General features: G+C 41.9%; 17 protein-coding genes and 1 pseudogene. 3 read left to right on the forward strand and 15 right to left on the reverse strand.

Annotated elements, in window-relative coordinates:
- Window positions 1–145 precede the first annotated feature (145 nt).
- The 5 genes and pseudogenes from argH to argC all read right to left on the reverse strand — a co-directional run bounded on the left by argH (window position 146) and on the right by argC (window position 5,974).
- Window positions 146–2,010 (reverse strand): annotated as a pseudogene (argH, locus tag NFU46_RS07775) (argininosuccinate lyase).
- Window positions 2,011–2,062: 52 nt separating this feature from the next.
- Window positions 2,063–3,265 carry an argininosuccinate synthase gene (locus tag NFU46_RS07780; protein WP_054551091.1) on the reverse strand — a complete coding sequence of 401 codons (1,203 nt, stop codon included), beginning with the start codon at window positions 3,263–3,265 and terminating at the stop codon, window positions 2,063–2,065.
- A gap of 9 nt (window positions 3,266–3,274) precedes the next feature.
- The gene (locus tag NFU46_RS07785; protein WP_251601002.1) at window positions 3,275–4,195 is read right to left on the reverse strand and encodes an ornithine carbamoyltransferase; all 921 of its coding nucleotides are present in this window, start codon (window positions 4,193–4,195) and stop codon (window positions 3,275–3,277) included.
- A 7-nt stretch (window positions 4,196–4,202) separates the two neighbouring features.
- Window positions 4,203–4,964: an acetylglutamate kinase gene (argB, locus tag NFU46_RS07790; RefSeq protein WP_175082434.1), complete on the reverse strand. Its 762-nt coding sequence runs from the start codon at window positions 4,962–4,964 to the stop codon at window positions 4,203–4,205.
- Window positions 4,964–5,974 (reverse strand): N-acetyl-gamma-glutamyl-phosphate reductase, encoded by a 1,011-nt coding sequence (argC, locus tag NFU46_RS07795; RefSeq protein ID WP_251601004.1) that lies wholly within the window; start codon window positions 5,972–5,974, stop codon window positions 4,964–4,966. The genes argB and argC overlap by 1 nt, the downstream gene beginning before the upstream one ends.
- Before the next feature lie 221 nt (window positions 5,975–6,195).
- On the opposite strand from argC, the gene argE reads away from it, so the two are divergent.
- Window positions 6,196–7,362 carry an acetylornithine deacetylase gene (gene argE, locus NFU46_RS07800; protein WP_251601006.1) on the forward strand — a complete coding sequence of 389 codons (1,167 nt, stop codon included), beginning with the start codon at window positions 6,196–6,198 and terminating at the stop codon, window positions 7,360–7,362.
- A 275-nt stretch (window positions 7,363–7,637) separates the two neighbouring features.
- On the opposite strand, the gene panP is transcribed toward argE, so the two are convergent.
- Entirely contained in the window at window positions 7,638–9,266 is a 1,629-nt protein-coding gene (panP, locus tag NFU46_RS07805) for a pyridoxal-dependent aspartate 1-decarboxylase PanP (RefSeq protein ID WP_251601009.1), read from the reverse strand.
- Between the two features lie 248 nt (window positions 9,267–9,514).
- Here panP and NFU46_RS07810 point away from each other — a divergent pair, with 248 nt between their 5' ends.
- The gene (locus tag NFU46_RS07810; protein WP_251601011.1) at window positions 9,515–11,365 is read left to right on the forward strand and encodes a GGDEF domain-containing protein; all 1,851 of its coding nucleotides are present in this window, start codon (window positions 9,515–9,517) and stop codon (window positions 11,363–11,365) included.
- Here NFU46_RS07810 and NFU46_RS07815 read toward each other — a convergent pair.
- The 8 genes from NFU46_RS07815 to folB form a co-directional block, all read right to left on the reverse strand.
- Window positions 11,362–12,027, reverse strand: coding sequence for a tRNA (guanosine(46)-N(7))-methyltransferase TrmB (locus NFU46_RS07815; protein ID WP_251601013.1), 666 nt, complete (start codon window positions 12,025–12,027; stop codon window positions 11,362–11,364). The genes NFU46_RS07810 and NFU46_RS07815 overlap by 4 nt on opposite strands.
- On the reverse strand, window positions 12,027–12,794 hold the full coding sequence (locus tag NFU46_RS07820; RefSeq protein ID WP_251601015.1) for an ABC transporter permease: 768 nt from the start codon (window positions 12,792–12,794) through the stop codon (window positions 12,027–12,029). Before NFU46_RS07820 ends, NFU46_RS07815 begins: the two co-directional genes overlap by 1 nt.
- The gene (locus NFU46_RS07825; RefSeq protein ID WP_054551082.1) at window positions 12,794–13,723 is read right to left on the reverse strand and encodes an ABC transporter ATP-binding protein; all 930 of its coding nucleotides are present in this window, start codon (window positions 13,721–13,723) and stop codon (window positions 12,794–12,796) included. Before NFU46_RS07825 ends, NFU46_RS07820 begins: the two co-directional genes overlap by 1 nt.
- Window positions 13,720–14,343: a flavin prenyltransferase UbiX gene (locus NFU46_RS07830; RefSeq protein ID WP_054551081.1), complete on the reverse strand. Its 624-nt coding sequence runs from the start codon at window positions 14,341–14,343 to the stop codon at window positions 13,720–13,722. The genes NFU46_RS07825 and NFU46_RS07830 overlap by 4 nt, the downstream gene beginning before the upstream one ends.
- 22 nt (window positions 14,344–14,365) lie before the next feature.
- Window positions 14,366–15,709 (reverse strand): UDP-N-acetylmuramate:L-alanyl-gamma-D-glutamyl-meso-diaminopimelate ligase, encoded by a 1,344-nt coding sequence (gene mpl / locus NFU46_RS07835; RefSeq protein ID WP_251601017.1) that lies wholly within the window; start codon window positions 15,707–15,709, stop codon window positions 14,366–14,368.
- 159 nt (window positions 15,710–15,868) lie between these two features.
- Window positions 15,869–16,672: an undecaprenyl-diphosphate phosphatase gene (locus NFU46_RS07840; RefSeq protein ID WP_054560951.1), complete on the reverse strand. Its 804-nt coding sequence runs from the start codon at window positions 16,670–16,672 to the stop codon at window positions 15,869–15,871.
- The gene (folK, locus tag NFU46_RS07845; RefSeq protein ID WP_251601019.1) at window positions 16,669–17,157 is read right to left on the reverse strand and encodes a 2-amino-4-hydroxy-6-hydroxymethyldihydropteridine diphosphokinase; all 489 of its coding nucleotides are present in this window, start codon (window positions 17,155–17,157) and stop codon (window positions 16,669–16,671) included. Before folK ends, NFU46_RS07840 begins: the two co-directional genes overlap by 4 nt.
- A gap of 1 nt (window position 17,158) precedes the next feature.
- A complete protein-coding gene (folB, locus tag NFU46_RS07850) occupies window positions 17,159–17,515 on the reverse strand; it encodes a dihydroneopterin aldolase (protein WP_251601021.1) in 357 nt (118 codons plus the stop codon).
- Between the two features lie 228 nt (window positions 17,516–17,743).
- Here folB and plsY point away from each other — a divergent pair, with 228 nt between their 5' ends.
- Entirely contained in the window at window positions 17,744–18,346 is a 603-nt protein-coding gene (plsY, locus tag NFU46_RS07855) for a glycerol-3-phosphate 1-O-acyltransferase PlsY (RefSeq protein WP_251601023.1), read from the forward strand.
- Window positions 18,347–18,355: 9 nt separating this feature from the next.
- On the opposite strand, the gene tsaD is transcribed toward plsY, so the two are convergent.
- Window positions 18,356–19,369: a tRNA (adenosine(37)-N6)-threonylcarbamoyltransferase complex transferase subunit TsaD gene (gene tsaD / locus NFU46_RS07860; protein ID WP_054560954.1), complete on the reverse strand. Its 1,014-nt coding sequence runs from the start codon at window positions 19,367–19,369 to the stop codon at window positions 18,356–18,358.
- Between the last annotated feature and the right edge of the window lie 29 nt (window positions 19,370–19,398).

Consider the following 19,398-nt stretch of genomic DNA (forward strand, 5'->3'; position numbering starts at 1 on the left):
CGTTGCCACCGCGCTGATAATAAAAGCAATTAACGATCCAACTTTTATAAATTTTGATCTTTTTGATCATAAAAGTCAGCAAATCTAAATTTCAGGCATAAAAAAACGCACAGGGGTAACCGTGCGTTTTTCTCATCCAGGGAATTTAAGCCACGTGTTTACACGGGATCACCGCGCTATTACTTGGCTTTAAAATATATTCCATTGCCACTTCATCGCAGTTCTCTTTGCGAAGGCAAAGCTCACAATCTTTGATCACTTTTTCTGGCAAACTGTCTTTGCTACAAAAGCTGAAACCTTGGCTTGCAAAAAACTCTGGCACTCTTGTCAGGACAATTACCCGACTAAGCGCCAAGCTTTTGGCTTTTTTTAGCAAATGTTCAACAAGTTGACGCCCCTGCCCGGCAATTCGTGATTCGGGGTCCACCCCGAGCGAGCGAATTTCAGCAAGACCAGTGTCGTAAATATACAGCGAGGCACAGCCTGCAACTTGGTTTTCAACTTCAGTGACAGCAAACTCATTAATTGAGTGAATCATGTCGCTTTTAGCTCGTGGTAGGTTTTCACCTACCGTAGCCCAATGCTGAATTAGCTTAGCAATAGACTCAACATCATTTAAGGTTGCGTCACGTACCGCTATTTGCTGTTTTTTTTTGCGTATTTGATGGCACTAGTTACTTGCTCAAGAGAGGTGCCACCCTGCGCTTGTCTTGCTTTAATACAGGCGTCTATTTCTAATACAGGATATACATCTGATTCGAAAATGCTATGCACTGACTTAAATTGCTCTAAACTTAAATCTTCTAAGTTATTCCCTTGTGCAATAGCCATTTGCACGAGCGTACCAACAATGTGATGACCTTCTCTAAATGGAATACCTTTAGCCACTAAATAGTCAGCAAGTTCAGTCGCATTTGAGTGGCCACCTTTTGCAGCTGCTAATGTTTTATCTGCATTAACTTTAATGCCTTTGATACACGCTTGCGCCATATGAATACATGCCAGCCAAGTTGGCATCGCATCAAATAAGCCCTCTTTGTCCTCTTGCATATCTTTATTGTAAGCAAGTGGTAGCGCTTTAAGTGTCATCATCATGGCACTGAATGCGCCAAAAACGCGGCCAGTTTTACCACGAATTAACTCTAGTGCATCTGGGTTTTTCTTTTGCGGCATTAGTGAAGAGCCTGATGTTACCCCATCAGAAAGCTCAATAAAGCCCGCTTCACCCGAGTTATAGAAAATTAAATCTTCAGCCATGCGCGACAAGTGGATCATCGAAATCGATGCACAGCTTAATAGCTCAACTACAAAATCACGATCTGATACAGCATCAAGGCTATTGCGTGTGGCACCGGTAAAACCTAACCTTTCGGCAAGAGTTTGCCTATCAATTGGGTACGCAGTCCCGGCTAATGCACCGCTACCAAGTGGGCAATAATTCATACGGTTTTTGGCATCACTTAAACGGCTTTCATCACGTTCAAGCATTTCAACATAGGCCATACACCAATGACTAAATAACACAGGTTGTGCACGTTGTAAGTGTGTGTAACCCGGTAAAATAGTGCCAAGCTCACGCTCAGCTAAGGCAATAAATTCACCTTTAAGCTCTGCGATTGCTTCAAGAATATGCTCAGCTGTATCACGACACCACAAGCGGAAATCTGTTGCAACTTGGTCATTACGACTACGACCAGTGTGTAACTTTTTAGCAAGGTCACCCACTTTATCAATCAGTGCTGATTCAACATAAGAATGAATATCTTCATGCCCTGCTACAGCCACTGCTTGTGGGTTCGCTTTAACTTCATCTAACAGCTTATTAAGTGCTGCAACGAGGTCATCGTATTCTTGCTGGTTTAGAACGTTGACTTGTTTTAACGCCCCAGCCCAGGCAACTGAACCAATAATGTCTTGCTCTGCAAGTTGATAATCAAAAGGAAGTGAATCGTTGAATTGTTTAAACGCTTCATCTGGACCCGTAGAAAAACGTCCGCCCCATAGTGCCATTGAACTGTCTCCAAATTCGGCTATTGCCCTGCAATGCAGGGCAATAATTAAATTACTTTTTCGTTAGTGCTGAGATTCTGCTTGAAAGCGAGAATAAACGAATGAAGCCTTCTGCATGTGATTGGTCATATACATCATCTTCGCCGAAGGTTGCGAAATCTTCGCTGTATAAGCTATTCGGTGATTTTTTCTGTACCGCCGTGACTTGGCCTTTATAAAGCTTAAGCACTACTTCACCCGTTGCTAACTTAGACAGTGATTCAGCACCTGCAAGAATCGAGTCTTTTAATGGCGTAAACCAACGACCGTCATAGACTAAGTGAGAGAACTCGCCACCAAGTACTTCTTTCCATTTACGGCTTGATTTATCTAGTACTAGCTCGTCAATCGCTTGAAGAGCAGCCATGATCACTGTGCCCCCTGGTGTTTCATAACAGCCACGCGACTTCATACCCACCAAGCGGTTTTCTACGATATCAACACGACCCACACCATGCGGCGCAGCAATGTCATTTAATTTAACTAAGCAGTCATATGGTTTTAGTGATTCACCATTAACAGCAACTACTTCACCTTCAACAACGTTTAATGTTACATATTCTGCTTCATTTGGCGCTTGCTCTGGCGAGTTAGTCCAAGTCCATACTTGATCACTTGGTTGGCACCATGGATCTTCAAGCTCACCACCTTCGTGAGAAATGTGCCAAGCATTAGCATCACGGCTATAAATTTTTGTTGCTGATGCAGAACACGGGATATTACGCTCAGCTAAGTAATCAAGTAATGATTCACGGCTTGATAAGTCCCACTCACGCCACGGTGCAATCACTTTTAGATCAGGTGCAAGGGCTGCGAAACATGACTCAAAACGCACCTGGTCGTTACCTTTACCAGTACAACCATGCGAAAGCGCATCAGCACCTACTTTACGGGCAATTTCAACCTGCGCTTTAGCAATGATTGGACGCGCCATAGACGTACCTAATAAATAAGTGCCTTCGTAAATAGAACCCGTTTTTAAAGTTGGGTAAATATAGTCACTGACCATTTCGTCTTTTAAGTCAACGATATGACATTCCGACGCACCTGAAGCTATGGCTTTTTCTTCAACGCCTTCAAGCTCTTCTGCGCCTTGGCCAACATCAGCAACAAACGCGATTACTTCACAGCCGTAGTTTTCTTTTAACCATGGCACGATTGCCGATGTATCAAGACCACCAGAATAGGCTAATACGACTTTTTTAATTGAACTCATTGGTGTTCCTTAAACAAAATTTGGATTTAATAATGTGACAAGTAGAGCATTTTGCGCATGCATACGATTCTCTGCTTGTTGAATAATTTTTGATGCTGGGCCATCCATTACCTCAGAGGTAATTTCAAACTCACGATGCGCTGGCTGACAATGCAGTACAGTTTGCGCACCGGTTTTCTCTAGTAGGGCTTGGTTAAGCTGATATGGCATATATTTAGCTTTAACCTGCTCAAGCGGTGTTTTATCACCCATTGAAACCCAGGTATCAGCATAGACTGCATTTGCGCCAACTGCCGCCTCAATTCTGTCACTCACCATAACAGACGCACCATTCATTGCTGCAATTTGCTCTGCTTGCTTAAGAATTTGCGAATCTGGCGAACTGCCTTTAGGACAAACTGCAACAAAATCAGTACCTAAAGTGGCTGCTAATAACATTAGAGAGTGTGTTACGTTGTTACCTTCACCTAAGTAAGCAAGCTTTAGTTTGCTAACATCGCCATGGACTTCTTGCAGCGTTAAAAAGTCAGCAAGCGCTTGGCACGGGTGATATAAGTCACATAAGCTATTAACAACAGGCACCGATGAATATTCAGCAAGTGTGGTCAGTGTTTTGTGTGCATTCACGCGAGCAACAATGCCATCTGCCCAAGTTGAGATATTAAGAGCAAAGTCTTTAACTGATTCACGAGCGCCCATAGCACCATTTTGTGAATCTAAATAAACTGCGTGACCACCTAGTTTATTAATACCAATATCAAATGATAAACGAGTACGTAAACTTGGCTTTTCAAACAATGTAACCACTGATTTGCCCGCTAATGCTTGGGTAAAGTCTGCAGGGTTTGCTTTAATTTTTTGCGCTAAGTTTAGTAATTTAAGTGCGCCTTTTTGGTCTAACTCAAGACCATTTAAGAAATTCTTTAACATGAAATACCTATGGTGTAATTTTCGTTCCTACATGTTCGCCTTTTAATAAAGCGACTAAATTCTCTGGCTTAAGCCAGCTTGAGATATACACACCACGTCGTAAATGTTGGGCAGCAAGAAGGCTGGTCTTTACTTTGACCTCCATCCCGCCCTGAATAACTCCTTCAAGGATAAGTGTTTCGATTTGCTGCGTATTAAGTTGATGTAGTGGCTGCTTATTGGCATCAAGCACAGCTTCTACGTCTGTCATAAAAATAAGTTCTGCATTAAGCTCTTTAGCGATAGCCGCTGCAGCTTCATCTGCATTGACGTTGTACCATTGGCCATCTTCTCCAAAGCCAATAGAGCTCACAAGAGGTAAACGACCTTGTTCAAGCATGCTAGGTAGCACGCTGTCACAACTACCTGAGCACTGACCTACTTGCGCCAATACTTTAAGTTTTTCAGATACCAGTACACCCGCTTCATAAAGGCTTAAACCCACAGGTTTGTGGCCAGCGCTAATTGCTTGGCTAATCAATTGTTTATTGGCACAACCGGCAAGAGCACCAACAATATATGGCATTTGCTCATTTGGGCTGATACGTAAACCTTGATGTTTTGCAGTTACAAAGCCGGCGTCTTTAAGCCAAGCATCCACCAAGGCACCACCACCATGAACAATGACAAAGTTATCTTGTTGCTCAGAAGCTAAAACATCAAAAAGCGCTTTTGCGGCATCTGCGCTATTTAACACAGCACCACCGACTTTAATGATCCAAGTTTTCATTACAGCGCTCCTACTAAACCAGTGTGGTGAGGTTCACCCATGGCTAAATTAATGCACTGTAATGCTTGCCCAGCTGCGCCTTTTAGAAGGTTATCAATCGCTGACATAACGATGAGTTGCTCACCTTTTTGTTGCCATGCAATATCAACAAATGGTTGTTTAGCGACACCTTTGATGCTTGGAATTTTATTGCCAAGTAAGCGAATTAACGGCTCGTTTGCTAACACTTGATATGCCGCGCTCACTTGCTCTGCTGTTACACCCGGTTTTAATTGCACATAAATAGTTTCTAAAATTCCGCGAGGAAAATTACCTAAATGTGGGGTGAATAACACAGGGTGACCAAGGTGCTGCTCAATCTCAGGTGTATGTCTGTGATTAAACAAGCCATAAGGAGCAAGTGACACTTCGCAGAAGTGCGTATTAACACTGGCTTTTCTGCCAGCGCCTGTAACACCTGACACCGCATTAACAATAATGGCTTGATCAGCTAATAAACCTGCTTCTTTAAGTGGTTTTAAAGAATTAAGAGCCGCGGTTGGGTAACAACCCGCTACAGCTACAAGGTTCGCTTTACTAATCGCATCGCCATTCCATTCAGCTAAACCATATGCTGCTTGCTCTAAAAGATCAGGGTGTTCATGTGCGAAACCGTAATAAGTCAGGTAATCCTCATTCCCAGCTAAACGGAAACCACCAGATAGGTCGAATACTTTTTTACCCATGGCTAAAAATTGCGGAGCAAGATCAACACTGACCTTGTGATCTGTACACAGGCATACATAGTCAGCATTGCTTTCGATATCTTTGTACGCTCCAGCAGTTAGAGGTTGTAGTGGGTACTCTAACAATCCAAGGTGCTCAGGGTATAAATCGCTTAATAATTTACCTTTATCTAAACTCCCTTCAGACACATAACATGCTTGTAGGGTCAGTTTTGGATGCTTAGCAACTAAACTTGCCAGCTCTGCGCCGCTATAACCACTTGCGCCAATAATCACTACATTCATTGCTTACTTTTACCTATTAAATCTATTTATCGATACGCCTAAAATTACTCGCTCAATTGCGAATAAAAACACTGTCTAAAGTAATGAAATCAGGTTATCGTCGTTTCGTGTTCATCGTACAGCTTTACTAATATTTATGCTTAAAAAGTGAATTGATATTCATCATAAATACTTTTATATTGTTATGCAATTAGATTGAATAATTATTTTTGGATTTTTTTATGTCGCTACCCTCTTTTATATCTATGTATCAGCAGCTGATTGCTGCCCCTTCAATTAGTGCGATTGAAGATTCTTTGTGCATGAGCAATAAAGGGGTTATTACCTTGCTCGCAGACTGGTGCGAAAGCCTTGGTTTTACATGTGAAATCACAGAGCTTGAAAATGGTAAAGGCCGTTACAACTTATTAGCGAAACGTGGTGAAGGAGATGGCGGTTTAATGCTTGCAGGTCATACTGACACAGTGCCATTTGATGATAGCCGCTGGAATTACGATCCGTTTAAACTCAGCGAACATGACAATAAACTTTACGGTTTAGGTAGTATTGATATGAAGGGCTTTTTTGCCTTTGTATTGCAAGCAATTAGTGAGCTCGATGAAACTAAACAAACAGAGCCACTATTAATATTAGCCACAGCCGATGAAGAAACCACAATGGCGGGTGCACAACAAATTTGCCGCCACCCAGACTTAAAACCAGCGCGCTGTATTATTGGTGAGCCAACTGATATGACACCAGTATTTACTCATAAAGGCCATATGAGTACAGCCATTAGAGTAATTGGTCGCTCAGGCCATAGCTCTGATCCTGAACGTGGTTTAAACGCCATCGAAGTCATGCATAAAATGATTACAAAATTGTTAATCATCAAAGAAGAATTAAAGAATAAATATTCAGTTGAGCACTTTGAAATTCCGTACCCTACTTTGAACCTTGGCCATATCCATGGTGGCGATAATGCCAACCGCATTTGTGGTTGCTGTGAAATGCACATTGATATGCGGCCTTTACCTGGTTTAAGTGTGCAAGAACTACAAGCGATTTTGCTAACTGCAGCTGAAGAAATTAATGCCCAATACCCAAATGCAGTGAGCGTTATCGACATGCATGAACCTATCCCAGCATTTAGTGGTAGCACTGATACAGCACTTGTAAAGCTGGCCGAAAAAGTCTCAGGTCAACCAGCTGTCGCTGTAAACTATTGTACAGAAGCCCCTTTTATTCAACAGCTTGGCTGTGAAACCATCGTCATGGGGCCCGGCTCAATTAACCAAGCCCACCAGCCAGATGAGTTTTTGGCGATGGAAAAAATTAAACCTTCGCAAGCGATTATCAGTAACATGATTAAAGCAAGCTGCTTTAGTGAATATACCCAAACCACCTAAAGATGCGAGTTTCAGTTGGAATTAAAAGCGATTTAGACAAGGCATTGATTGCAAGTAATAGTGGTTCTATTGTTAAGATCAATAACGCAGTATAAATCGCTTTTAAACCAACCCTTCGGGCGCTTCACAGGCACTTACTCTCATCGTTGTTACTTCTTAAAAGGGACTACCATTCTTGCAAAGTAACGCCTTGATATTAAGCACCTGTGAAACGCTGAATTCTGCATCTTGAGGTGGCTTGGGTATAATAAAAAGGGAGCATCACGCTCCCTTTTCTAATTCATGTACTTACTCAAGTACTTTTTAAATACCGGATCAGTTTTCGCCAGCTCTTTTTGCTCCGCTAAAATATCTTTTAGAATTGCTTTAGAGGTTAACGGGTTGGCTAGTACAACGCGAAATACCACGGTGGGTTGATGGTCATATTTTGCAGGAGTTAAACGAGTACGCGATACAAAAGAACGACCCGCTTCACGCTGACGTTTTTGCATGCTTGCAGTAAAGCGATTCAACGAAGCGTAAATATCTAATTTCGTTTCTTCGTCAGCATCTTTAAGCTTCGCTTGGATTTCTTTTGGTACGTAACGATAGGTTAATAAGCAAAGCTCAGGCTCTGAGATTAATTCAAAGTCTTCATCCTGCTTAATCATGTCGGCAAAAGTGCGGGCTTTCACGATACTGCGATCAATTAGCATCTCGTAGCCTTTACGGCCAATAACACGTAAGCAAGCATGCACTAACATTGCCATACCAGGGCGGCTGCCCTCAAGGGTATGACTGCCTAAATCTTTTGAGCCTTTACGAAGAATATATTCCGCATGATGCTCAATAGCATCCGTCGCAGCTGGGTCTTTAAATAACACCAGACCAGCCCCCATTGGTACATACATTTGTTTGTGTGCATCAATGGTTATTGAATCAGCGCGTTCGATACCGCTCAATAGGTGGCGGTAATTTGAAGATAATAAGGTTGAACCACCCCATGCAGCATCGACATGAAAATGACAGCCAAGTTCTTCGCTCAAATCAGCCATTTCATTTAGTGGATCTATGCTGCCTGTTTCAGTCGTCCCAGCAACACCCACGAGTGCCATTACCTTAATGCCAGACGCTTCAAGCTCATGAGCCTTTTTACGCATCGCATCAACATCGACTTTATTATTTTCGCCGGTTGCAATTGCGACAATGTTATCGCGACCAATACCCAGTAAATCAACGGTTTTGCCTAATGAGTAATGGCCTCGCTCAGAAACAAGCACAGCTAAGCCTTTATAACCATAATGCAGCATTCCAGCGATTAAACCCTGTGCAGCAATACCTTTATAGTCACCATCCGCTTTTAATAAACGGTTGCGGGCAATCCATAGTGCAGTAATGTTAGCTACAGTGCCACCTGAACAAAATGCGCCTAATGACGTTTTCGCACTGTGCATCCATTTACTATAAAAACTGTCGTCTTCACCATAAGCAAGGTGATGCATCATACCCAAAACTTGTCTTTCTAGAGGCGTAAATGCCTTTGAAGTTTCAATTTTTACTAGGTTTTGGTTAAGACCGACCATTAACTTAGACAGCGGTAACACAAAATGCGGTAATGCTGAGGTCATATGGCCAATAAAGCTCGGCGCAGCGGTATGCACAGAATGAGCAACTAACTGCTCCATAATGTCTTGGGCATAGTCAGAAACAAAGGTCGGCTCTTCTGGAATAGTAGCCGTTTGAAAGTCTTTTTCAATTTCGTGCAAAGGCTTTTCGATAGCAGCTATGTTCTCATTTAAGAACCCAGCTAAATTGCTAGAAATTTCAGATTCGATTTTACTTAATGTCGAGTCTGGTGCTTCTGGCACCGTAAAAATACGAATCAAGCTTTCTTTAGAGGCGACGGCACAACGCTTTTGATCCATCCTAATACCCATAATTAGCAGCTAAAAATGCACCCGATGATGGGACATCTAGGTAAGCACTTTTGCGGCACTGTTTCTACGAAATTGGCTAACTTTACTGGAATATCACGAAAATGTCTCGCATAAAGCAAAAAAGCGCTAATTTCGATGACAAAAAAGTGATCAGTTAATGAAATTTGCAGTCATTTTATACTATCAGATACGCTTTTTTTGAGTATAATCAAACGATAACTGCAAAGGGAACCTCTATGCCCAAAGGAATGCAAAAAACCAGCTGGCTGCTATATGGCTTCGCCGCATTTTTTATTAGCTTATTTGGCTATATCTATTACACCTATGAAACCACGCGTAGTGAGATCATGGAGAATATCGATACCAAACTGCTTAATGCTGCGGTCAGTGTCAAACATATCCTAGGTGATGACTATCACAATATAGTTAATGCGGGCTTACCAATCTCTTCGGCACTATATAAAGACAAAAGCCGAGCCCTATCTGAGTATGCAAAACAAATGCAGCTTGCCTATGTGTACGCAATGGTACTGCGCGACGGCAAAGTCTACTTTAGTGCGTCGAGTTACACGCAAAAAGATCAAAACAATGGCCGCGTAACACAGTTTCTAGATGCCTACCCCGAAGCGACAGAACTTAACAAAGAAGCTTTTTTTTCAACAGAGCCGGTATTTGAGGTATCAAAAGATCAATGGGGCTATTTTAAAAGCATCTTTGTCACTTTTGTCGATGATAATGGTCACACCTATATAACTGGTGCCGACATAACCATTAGTGACTTAAATCAGCAACTGCAGCACAGTGTGACCCGTGCAATGATCACAGGCTGTTTCTTTTTCTTTATTGCAGCGCTAATTGCTGGGCTGTATTTTTTACAACTAAAACGCTCTCTCTCAACAGATGCCCGCACCGGCTTTGCGAACCATGTCGCGCTGGAATACTACATAAAGAAAACCACCAAACACCGTATGGAGCTGGCAGTTATTGCCATTAATGAGCTAGAAGATATTAGCAGTTTTTATGGCACTGAAGTGAGCGACAAAGTAATGGCTAACTTGCTTAGCTATTTTCAATCAAGGATGCCTAGCGAAGGGTTTGTCTATCGGTTAGCAACTAATAAAATTGCGCTATTACGAACGCATAGTGATGAGCGTAATATCGATGATGTAATTAATGCTTTTAACTATGCTATTCCTGCGTTGAAAGAGCCTTATATCTACGTGAGCTTGTACGCAGGTATCGCCACGAGTAATAAGTCAATGTTGATTGAAAACGCCCATGTTGCGCTGCAACAAGCAAAGCTTAATAATCAGCGTATTGTACGTTATGAAAATGTGTTCAAGCAGGTTGAAGAGAAATTTAGAAGCAATGTTACGCTTGCCAAAGAAGTAAAAGAAGCCTTCGATAACAACCGTATCGTACCTTACTTTCAAGCAGTCTATAATAACCAAAGCAAACACATTGACCATTATCAATGCCTAGCCAGAATGGCTAGTGCTACAGGTCGTATTCATGCGCCAGATTACTTTATGATGGTGCTAAAGCGCTCACGTATGGACGGTCTTTTAAGACGCACCATGTTCACTCGATGCATTGAGCAGTTTAGAAAAACCAATGTGCGCTGGAGTATCAACATTACCGCACAAGATATTCTCGACCCAAGCTTAAGCGAGTTTTTAGAGTTACAACTTAGGCGCTATCCGCAGCCTCATAATATTATTTTTCAGTTTTATGAGCGTGATGCTATCGCTTACTTTAGTGAAGTAAAAACCTTTATTAACACCCTAAAAAATAAAGGTGCTCAAGTTATTATCAATGAATTCGGCGCGGGCTTTTCAAACTTACCCCACATTAGGAAGCTAGAAATTGATGGCTTGAAGCTAGATAAAGGGTTGGTGAGCCAAATTCATACCAATACAGATAACTATCTGTTTATTGAAAACTTGGTGAAATATGCTCAGCAACTAAAGTTAGATGTAATTGCTGAGCAAGTTGATAACGAACAGATAGCAGATGCGCTTGCTCGTGCGGGGGTGACTTTAATGCAAGGGAGTCATTTTGCACCACCGACCCCCTATATTCATTAAAGGTTGATCACCAAACGGTGACTTTGTTGACCACTGGCCCAATATTTACGTTCGAATGGGGTAATTGCAATATCGCTTTCATATAGCTCAACATCGCACTTATGCCCTGCAAGCTCTAATGAGCGGGCAAACTCTTTTACGTATATATCCCAGTTGCTTCTCAGCTCTAAGCGGCCGCCTAATTTAACGATATACGGAAAAATTGCAGCGCCGTGCCAGCGTCTTTGCAAGTGCTTTGCTTTTGGCCAAGGATTTGGATACAACAGGTAATGATGACTAGGTTGCCAGTTTGCAGCCACTGCTAAGCGCCAAAAATCGTTTAAATCAGCTTGTACTAAAATGTACTGCCCTGCATCTGTTTGCTTGTATTCAATATCATGCTTATCTAAACGATGTGATGACTTATCAATACCAATCACTAATGCATCAGGGTGACGTTTAGCTAAGTTAGCAGTACTTTCACCCACACCACAACACGAATCAAGAATAATAGGCCCGTTAAATGCCTGCACCTTTTCGTTTACCTGATCAAAAGCTGCTTGCGTATGCTCTGCAATCGGCTTTTTAAATTCAGCACTTAAGTGCTTTAAAACTATTTCGTCTAGCTTTTCATGTAAGCCAGGTTGATTCGATACAATACTTCTCGAATTTGCATCCGTCATTAGTGTCTAAGCCCCACACCACGTCTAATAAGGGTTAACGCTAACGTAAATAAACCCACAATAAATAAACCAAGTACACCAAATGCTACCGATAAGTCGACATCAGACACACCTAAGAACCCATATCTAAATGCATTCACCATATAAATAATTGGGTTTACTTGCGATACGCCTTGCCAAAATTCTGGCAACAAGGTGATAGAGTAAAACACCCCACCGAGATAAGTCAGCGGCGTTAAAATAAAGGTCGGGATAATACTAATATCATCAAAGCTATTAGCATAAATTGCATTGATAAGTCCGCCTAATGCAAATACAGCCGACGTTAAAATAACCGTAGCCATAATCACAAAAATATTATGAATTTGAATATCAACAAATAGCAAAGAGACACAGGTAACAATTAAACCAACCAGCATACCTCGTGTCATACCACCGCCCATGTAGCCAAGTACAATGATGTAGTTTGGCACTGGTGCAACTAAGAGCTCTTCAATGCTTTTTTGAAATTTAGTGGAATAAAAACTCGAGGCAACATTCGAGTAAGAGTTGGTGATCACCGACATCATAATCAGACCCGGGACAATAAACTCCATATAACTAAAGCCACCCATATCACCGATACGAGAACCAATCAGATTACCAAAAATCACAAAATACAGGCTCATCGTGATTGCCGGCGGAACTAAGGTTTGCACCCAAATACGTAAAAAGCGAATACACTCTTTGATCCAAATACTTTTTAGCGCTACTCCATATTTAAACATTATTCGCCTCGCCCTTGTTCTAATAACCCTACAAACAGCTCTTCTAAACGGTTTGCTTTATTTCGCATACTCAGCACAGTATTACCTTGTTCAGTCAGTGCACTAAACACCTGGTTTAAGCCCTGAGACTTCGCCACTTCAACTTCTAAAGTGTGATCATCGGTCAGTGTGTATTTATAACCTTCAATGCTAATTGGCTGCACTGGTTGCTTTAAATCAAGTACGAAAGTTTCTTTATCAAGCTTGGCAAGTAACGCTTTAATGGTGGTGTTTTCAACAATCACACCACTGTCGATAATCGCGATGTTTTTACATAGCAGCTCGGCTTCTTCTAGATAATGGGTGGTCAAGATGATGGTCACACCTTGCTTATTAATCTCGCGAAGAAAATCCCACATAGAGCGGCGTAGCTCAATATCAACACCCGCTGTTGGTTCATCTAAAATGAGTAATTTAGGTTCATGCATCAGTGCACGAGCAATCATTAAACGGCGTTTCATACCACCTGAAAGGGTGCGCGCTTGTTTATCTTTTTTCTCAAATAAACCTAGCTGCTTTAAGTATTTTTCAGCACGCTCATGTGCCAGCTTTCTTGGTACACCGTAATAGCCTGCTTGGTTAACTAAGATTTGATTTAGTGTTTCAAACTGACTGAAATTAAATTCTTGCGGTACTAAGCCAAGTTCAGACTTAGCAGCTTCAAGGTCTGTATCAATATCGTGACCAAATACCTGGACACGACCGGCACTTTTATTCACTAACGATGAAATAACACCAATAGTGGTTGATTTACCTGCCCCGTTTGGTCCAAGTAAGGCAAAGAAGTCGCCTTGCTGAACTTGTAAATCAATGCCTTTTACGGCTTCAACACCATTTTTATAAACCTTTTTTAGGCCTTCAATATTTAATGCGATCGTTTTTTCGCTCACTGTTTGCCCTCTCCATAACCCCAACGTTTCGTCAAAGTATGTTCAATGTTTAAATGATCTAAAATTCGCGCCACCATAAAATCAACCAAATCTGAAATCTGCTCTGGCTGATGATAAAACCCCGGTGCCGCAGGCATAATAGTTACGCCTAGCCTTGCTAGCTTCAGCATGTTTTCAAGATGGATTTCGCTAAATGGCGTTTCACGCGGGACTAAAATCAGCTGCCCACGCTCTTTAATAACCACGTCAGCGGCGCGTTCGAGTAAGTTATCTGATGCCCCGACCGCAATTGCAGATACTGAACCTGCACTACATGGGCATACCACCATTTTTTTCGGCGCAGCAGAGCCAGATGCAACAGGGCTAAACCAGTTGTCTTTACCAAATACTTTGAGTTGCTCAGGAGCGGCATTAAAAAGTGTACTAAGCTGCTCTGTCGCTTTGTCTTCATTACCCGAAAGTTTGATATTCGATTCTGTATCAAAGACCACTCTTGCCGCACTTGAGATCAATACATACACCTGAAACTGCTGTTCAAGTAATACTTCTAATAACCTTAAGCCATAAGGAGCCCCAGAGGCACCGCTAAAAGCTAACGTTATTTTATCTTTAAATTGCATACAGTTAAGCTCCGTATACTGGTTAGTTTTGTTCAAGGGCTGTGATTAAACGCTGATGAATACCTTCAAAACCACCATTACTCATAATTAAAATATGCTGTGACGGCGCACTGTTGCCAACAACCTGAGTAATGATTTCCTCTGTGCTTTTCATGCAATGCATACCTGCTTTGTCTGCGTACTCTTTAAGTGACCAGCTTAAATTTTCTGGCTCAAATAAATACACATCATCTGCTGCATCGAGTGAATCAATCAGGGTTTGTTGATGCACGCCCATTTTCATTGTGTTTGAACGAGGCTCTAAAATAGCAATTATCTTATCAGTGCCTACTTTTGCACGTAGCCCTGCTAAGGTCGTTTTAATTGCCGTTGGATGATGAGCAAAATCGTCATACACTTTTATTGAGTTAACGTCGGCTTTAAGCTCCATACGGCGCTTCGGAGAGATAAACTCAGTTAAGCCTGCAATACTGACTGATACCGCGATGCCTACGTGTCTGGCTGCTGCAATGGCCATAATGGCATTTTTGACATTGTGCTCGCCCATAGCTTGCCAACTGACAACACCTTGCACTTGTGAATTTAGTAGCACTTCAAACTCACTACCATCAGCTTTAAGTAAGCGGTAATCCCAATCACCCGCCAGTGTTTCGCTCTCGCTCCAAAGGCCGCGTTCAATCACATCTTGTAGTGCTTCGTCTTGGCTTGGCCAAATCACTTTGCCACTACAGGGTAATGTACGCATCAAGTGGTGAAATTGTTTCTTTATCGCGTTTAAATCTTCAAAAATATCAGCATGATCAAATTCAAGATTATTTAGAATTAAGGTCCGTGGTAAGTAATGTACAAATTTACTGCGTTTATCGAAAAACGCCGTGTCGTATTCGTCGGCTTCAATAACAAAAAATGGCGTTTCGCCAACACGAGCAGACACACCAAAGTTTTGTACTATACCACCAATTAAAAAGCCCGGTTTCATTCCTGCGTATTCTAGTAACCATGCCAGCATACTGGCTGTAGTCGTTTTGCCGTGTGTTCCGGCCACAGCCAACACCCAAGAGTTTTGCAGTAAATTATGCTTTAACCATTCTGGACCAGAAGTATAAGGCAAGCCTTTATCAAGAACGTATTCAACACAAGGGTTGCCTCGGCTCATAGCATTACCAATCACCACCATATCTGGCGCGGGTTCTAGTTGGGCAACGTCATAACCTTGGGTGAGCGTAATTCCTAGCTCTTCTAATTGCGTGCTCATCGGCGGGTACACATTTTGATCAGAGCCTGTCACTGTATGACCTAACGATTTAGCGATTGCGGCAATACCACCCATAAAGGTGCCACAAATTCCAAGAATATGAATATGCATCTACTGTCCTGAGCAAAATGAATAAGAGATAAGTAAGGCGTTATAATGCCAAATATAAGCTTTACTTACCATTACTACACGGCATTAGAGTATTGCCAAATAGCCAACATAAAAAACACCTCAACTTGAGGTGTTTTTTAATTAAGTTTAAAGCCTATTTTACAGCATTAAGAATGCAAACAAACCTACACCTAAAAGTAAGCGATAGATAACAAATGGCATCATGCCCATGCGCTCAATCACTTTTAAGAAAAAGAAAATACAGGCATAAGCCGACACAAATGATAAACCTGCGCCTAATAGAATTGCATGCCAATCAATCGCCTCACCCGCTGTAGCCAACTGATACACATAATATGAACCTGCTGCTGCAATTACTGGAATTGACATTAAAAACGAAAAACGGGCAGCGCTTTGCTTGTTTAAGCCCAGCATTAAACCCACAGTAATGGTAATACCTGAACGGGATGTGCCAGGAAATACCATAGCGAGAACTTGTGAAAAGCCTAATAAAAGCGCACTGAAAAAGTTTACTTGGTAAATATTCTTAACTTGCTTTGCTTTTACATCGGCATACCAAAGTAACAAACCAAATACGATGGTTGAAGTAGCAATAACCCAGGCATTACGCGAGTAGCTTTCAACAAAATCTTTGAATAGGTAACCAATTAATAATGCAGGTATAGTCGCAACAATAATCCACCAACCTAAACGACTATCGTCGGTTGCGCCTTGTGAACCAAACGATTTAAACCACGCACCGAGAATATCCACCACTTCTTTACGAAAATACAGTACCACAGCACCTAGCGTACCTACGTGTACCGCAACATCAAATGCCAGGCCTTGGTCGTGCCAACCCAAAACTTGTGAGGGTAAAATTAAATGTGCTGAGCTCGAAATAGGTAAAAACTCAGTCAATCCTTGAATTAAGGCTAAAACAATTATCTCAATAATACTCATGGGTTAGAAAACTCCACCTTCCATAGTTTTTGTTGTGGGTTGTTATAATTACTCCATAACTCAGCCAAAGTTAGCTTAGCTACGGGGTGATAAAAATCGGGAGCAATTTCAGCTAGAGGCTGCAATACAAACGCATTTTTGGTTATTTCATCCCGCGGTAATTGCGCAGGCGAATCACAGATAATGTCATCATAAAACAATAGATCGAGATCTAATGTGCGAGGACTAAACTTTTTATCCTCACGAGTGCGGCCATTATCAAGCTCAATTTTTTTCAGTAGTTTACATAGTTCAGCTAATGGCATATCTGTTTTTGCTGCGACCACTGAATTATAAAAATTACTACCTGCAAACCCCACCGCTTCACTTTCATAAACAGACGAATGTATAAAGCCTGGAAAGTGAGGCTTTAAGGCAATAAGCGCTTGTCGAAGATAATGCTCTTTATTGACATTAGAGCCTAAGCTTATAAATATTTGCGCCATGTTAGTTTGCCTTACGACGGGTGATCTCAACTCCCACAGTTTGCGCTTGTGGCACTGCGGCTGGTTTACTAACACGTATAGTGACTTGGCTAGTCGCAAACTCAGCTAAAATAATGGCAGCTAATTGCTCAACTAAAGTTTCAAGTAACTCAACTGGTTTTGCCGTTGTATGCTCAACCACTCGCTCACTCACTTTGGCGTAATCAAGCGCTAAATTTATATCATCAGTTGCCGCTGCGGCAGAAATATCACATAACATTTCGATATCAAAATACAGGCTTTGTTTACTTTCTTTTTCAAAATCATACACGCCAATAATGGTGTCTACATGTAGTTGTGATATATATACCTTGTCCATTGATACTCCAAGTGACATGAATATTAAAACAACTCCTCATACTAAACGCTTATTGATAACAATAATGCGCTATATAAGCTGTCATACTGTTTTAATATATAAAAATTACCCCTACAATAACGGATAGATGCATTGCAATAAGGTGCTTACATTCTACTCGATGAGAGCGGCAGATGGTTTTGCCGCCAATGATAGCCCAAAAGTGCAGATTAAAAAATAAGGAAGCGCGTGTTAGAAGTTTTAATGTTAGTTTTAGCTTACATACTGGGATCGGTCTCTTCCGCTATCCTTGTATCACGGCTGTTTAAACTACCAGACCCACGCAGTCATGGATCGAATAACCCTGGTGCTACAAATGTTTATCGCCTTGGTGGAAAAGTCCCCGCTGTTTTAGTTCTTGTCTTTGATATTTTAAAAGGAACCATCCCTGTCTGGGGTGCCTACTTTTTAAAAATAGACCCGCTAATGCTAGGTTTAATTGGTGTGGCAGCCTGTTTAGGGCATATGTATCCGCTGTTTTTTAGCTTTAAAGGTGGTAAGGCTGTCGCGACCGCTTTTGGCACGTTATTACCCATTGGTTTATCGCTAGGTGGGATGCTGATCGTAACCTGGCTCATAATTGTTGCTATCACACGATATTCATCGCTTGCGGCACTGGTTACGGTTTCTTTAGCACCTCTTTATACTTGGTGGATAAAACCTTTGTATACCTTGCCAGTTACCTTTTTAACCGTGTTGATAATTTTCCGTCACAGAGCAAATATTACTCGCTTGATGGCAGGGGAAGAGCCTAAAGTAGGGGCTAAGAAAAAAGCCCCAGAACAGGAATAGTGTTATAAATTAAAGTGCTTCGAGTGAATCAATAGGCCAGCGCGGCTTTGTTTTCATATCAAGGCTAGCAAACTGACCTGCTTTCAAACGCTGCATACCAGCATAAGCAATCATAGCGCCGTTATCTGTACAAAACTCTGTGCGCGGGTAATAAACGCGCCCTTTCATGCCTTGCATTACTCGTTCAAGTTGCGCACGCAATTGCACGTTTGCACTTACACCACCGGCAATCACTAAACGTTTGATACCTGTTTGCTTTAATGCACGCTTACATTTAATGATTAGGGTATCTATTACCGCTGTTTGGAATGCATGAGCAATATCAGCTTTGGTTTGCTCGTCATCATCGCTATCACGAATCGCAAGGGATGCCGCTGTTTTTAAGCCACTGAAGCTAAAATCTAAGCCTGGTTTATCAGTCATCGGACGTGGAAATACAAAACGCTCAGGCGTACCTTGCTCCGCAAGTTTTGCTAAACGTGGACCACCAGGGTAATCAAGACCTAATAACTTCGCGGTTTTATCGAATGCTTCACCGGCAGCGTCATCAACTGACTCTCCCAGCACTTCGTATTCACCAATGCCAGATACTTTAACCATCATAGTATGACCGCCAGACACCAGTAGTGCGATAAACGGAAATTCCGGTTTGTCCTCTTCAAGCATTGGCGCAAGTAGGTGGCCTTCCATATGATGAACAGCAACAGCAGGAATATTCCAACCATAGGCCAATGAGCGACCAATAGAGGTTCCCACAAGGAGTGCACCAACAAGTCCAGGGCCTGCGGTGTAAGCAATGCCATCTAAGTCTTCTGGGCCACAACCAGCTTGTGCAAAAGCAGCATCAATCAAAGGTAAGGTTTTACGTACGTGATCGCGTGACGCAAGCTCAGGTACCACACCGCCGTAATCGGCATGCACTTTTACTTGGCTATACAGTTGATGTGCTAATAAGCCTTGTTCATCATCATAAATGGCAATACCCGTTTCATCACATGATGATTCAATACCTAAAATTCGCATCAATTACTCCGCCAAGAAAAAACAAACGC

The sequence above is a fragment of the Pseudoalteromonas sp. NCCP-2140 genome, from assembly GCF_023708065.1.
Taxonomy (GTDB): Bacteria; Pseudomonadota; Gammaproteobacteria; order Enterobacterales; family Alteromonadaceae; genus Pseudoalteromonas.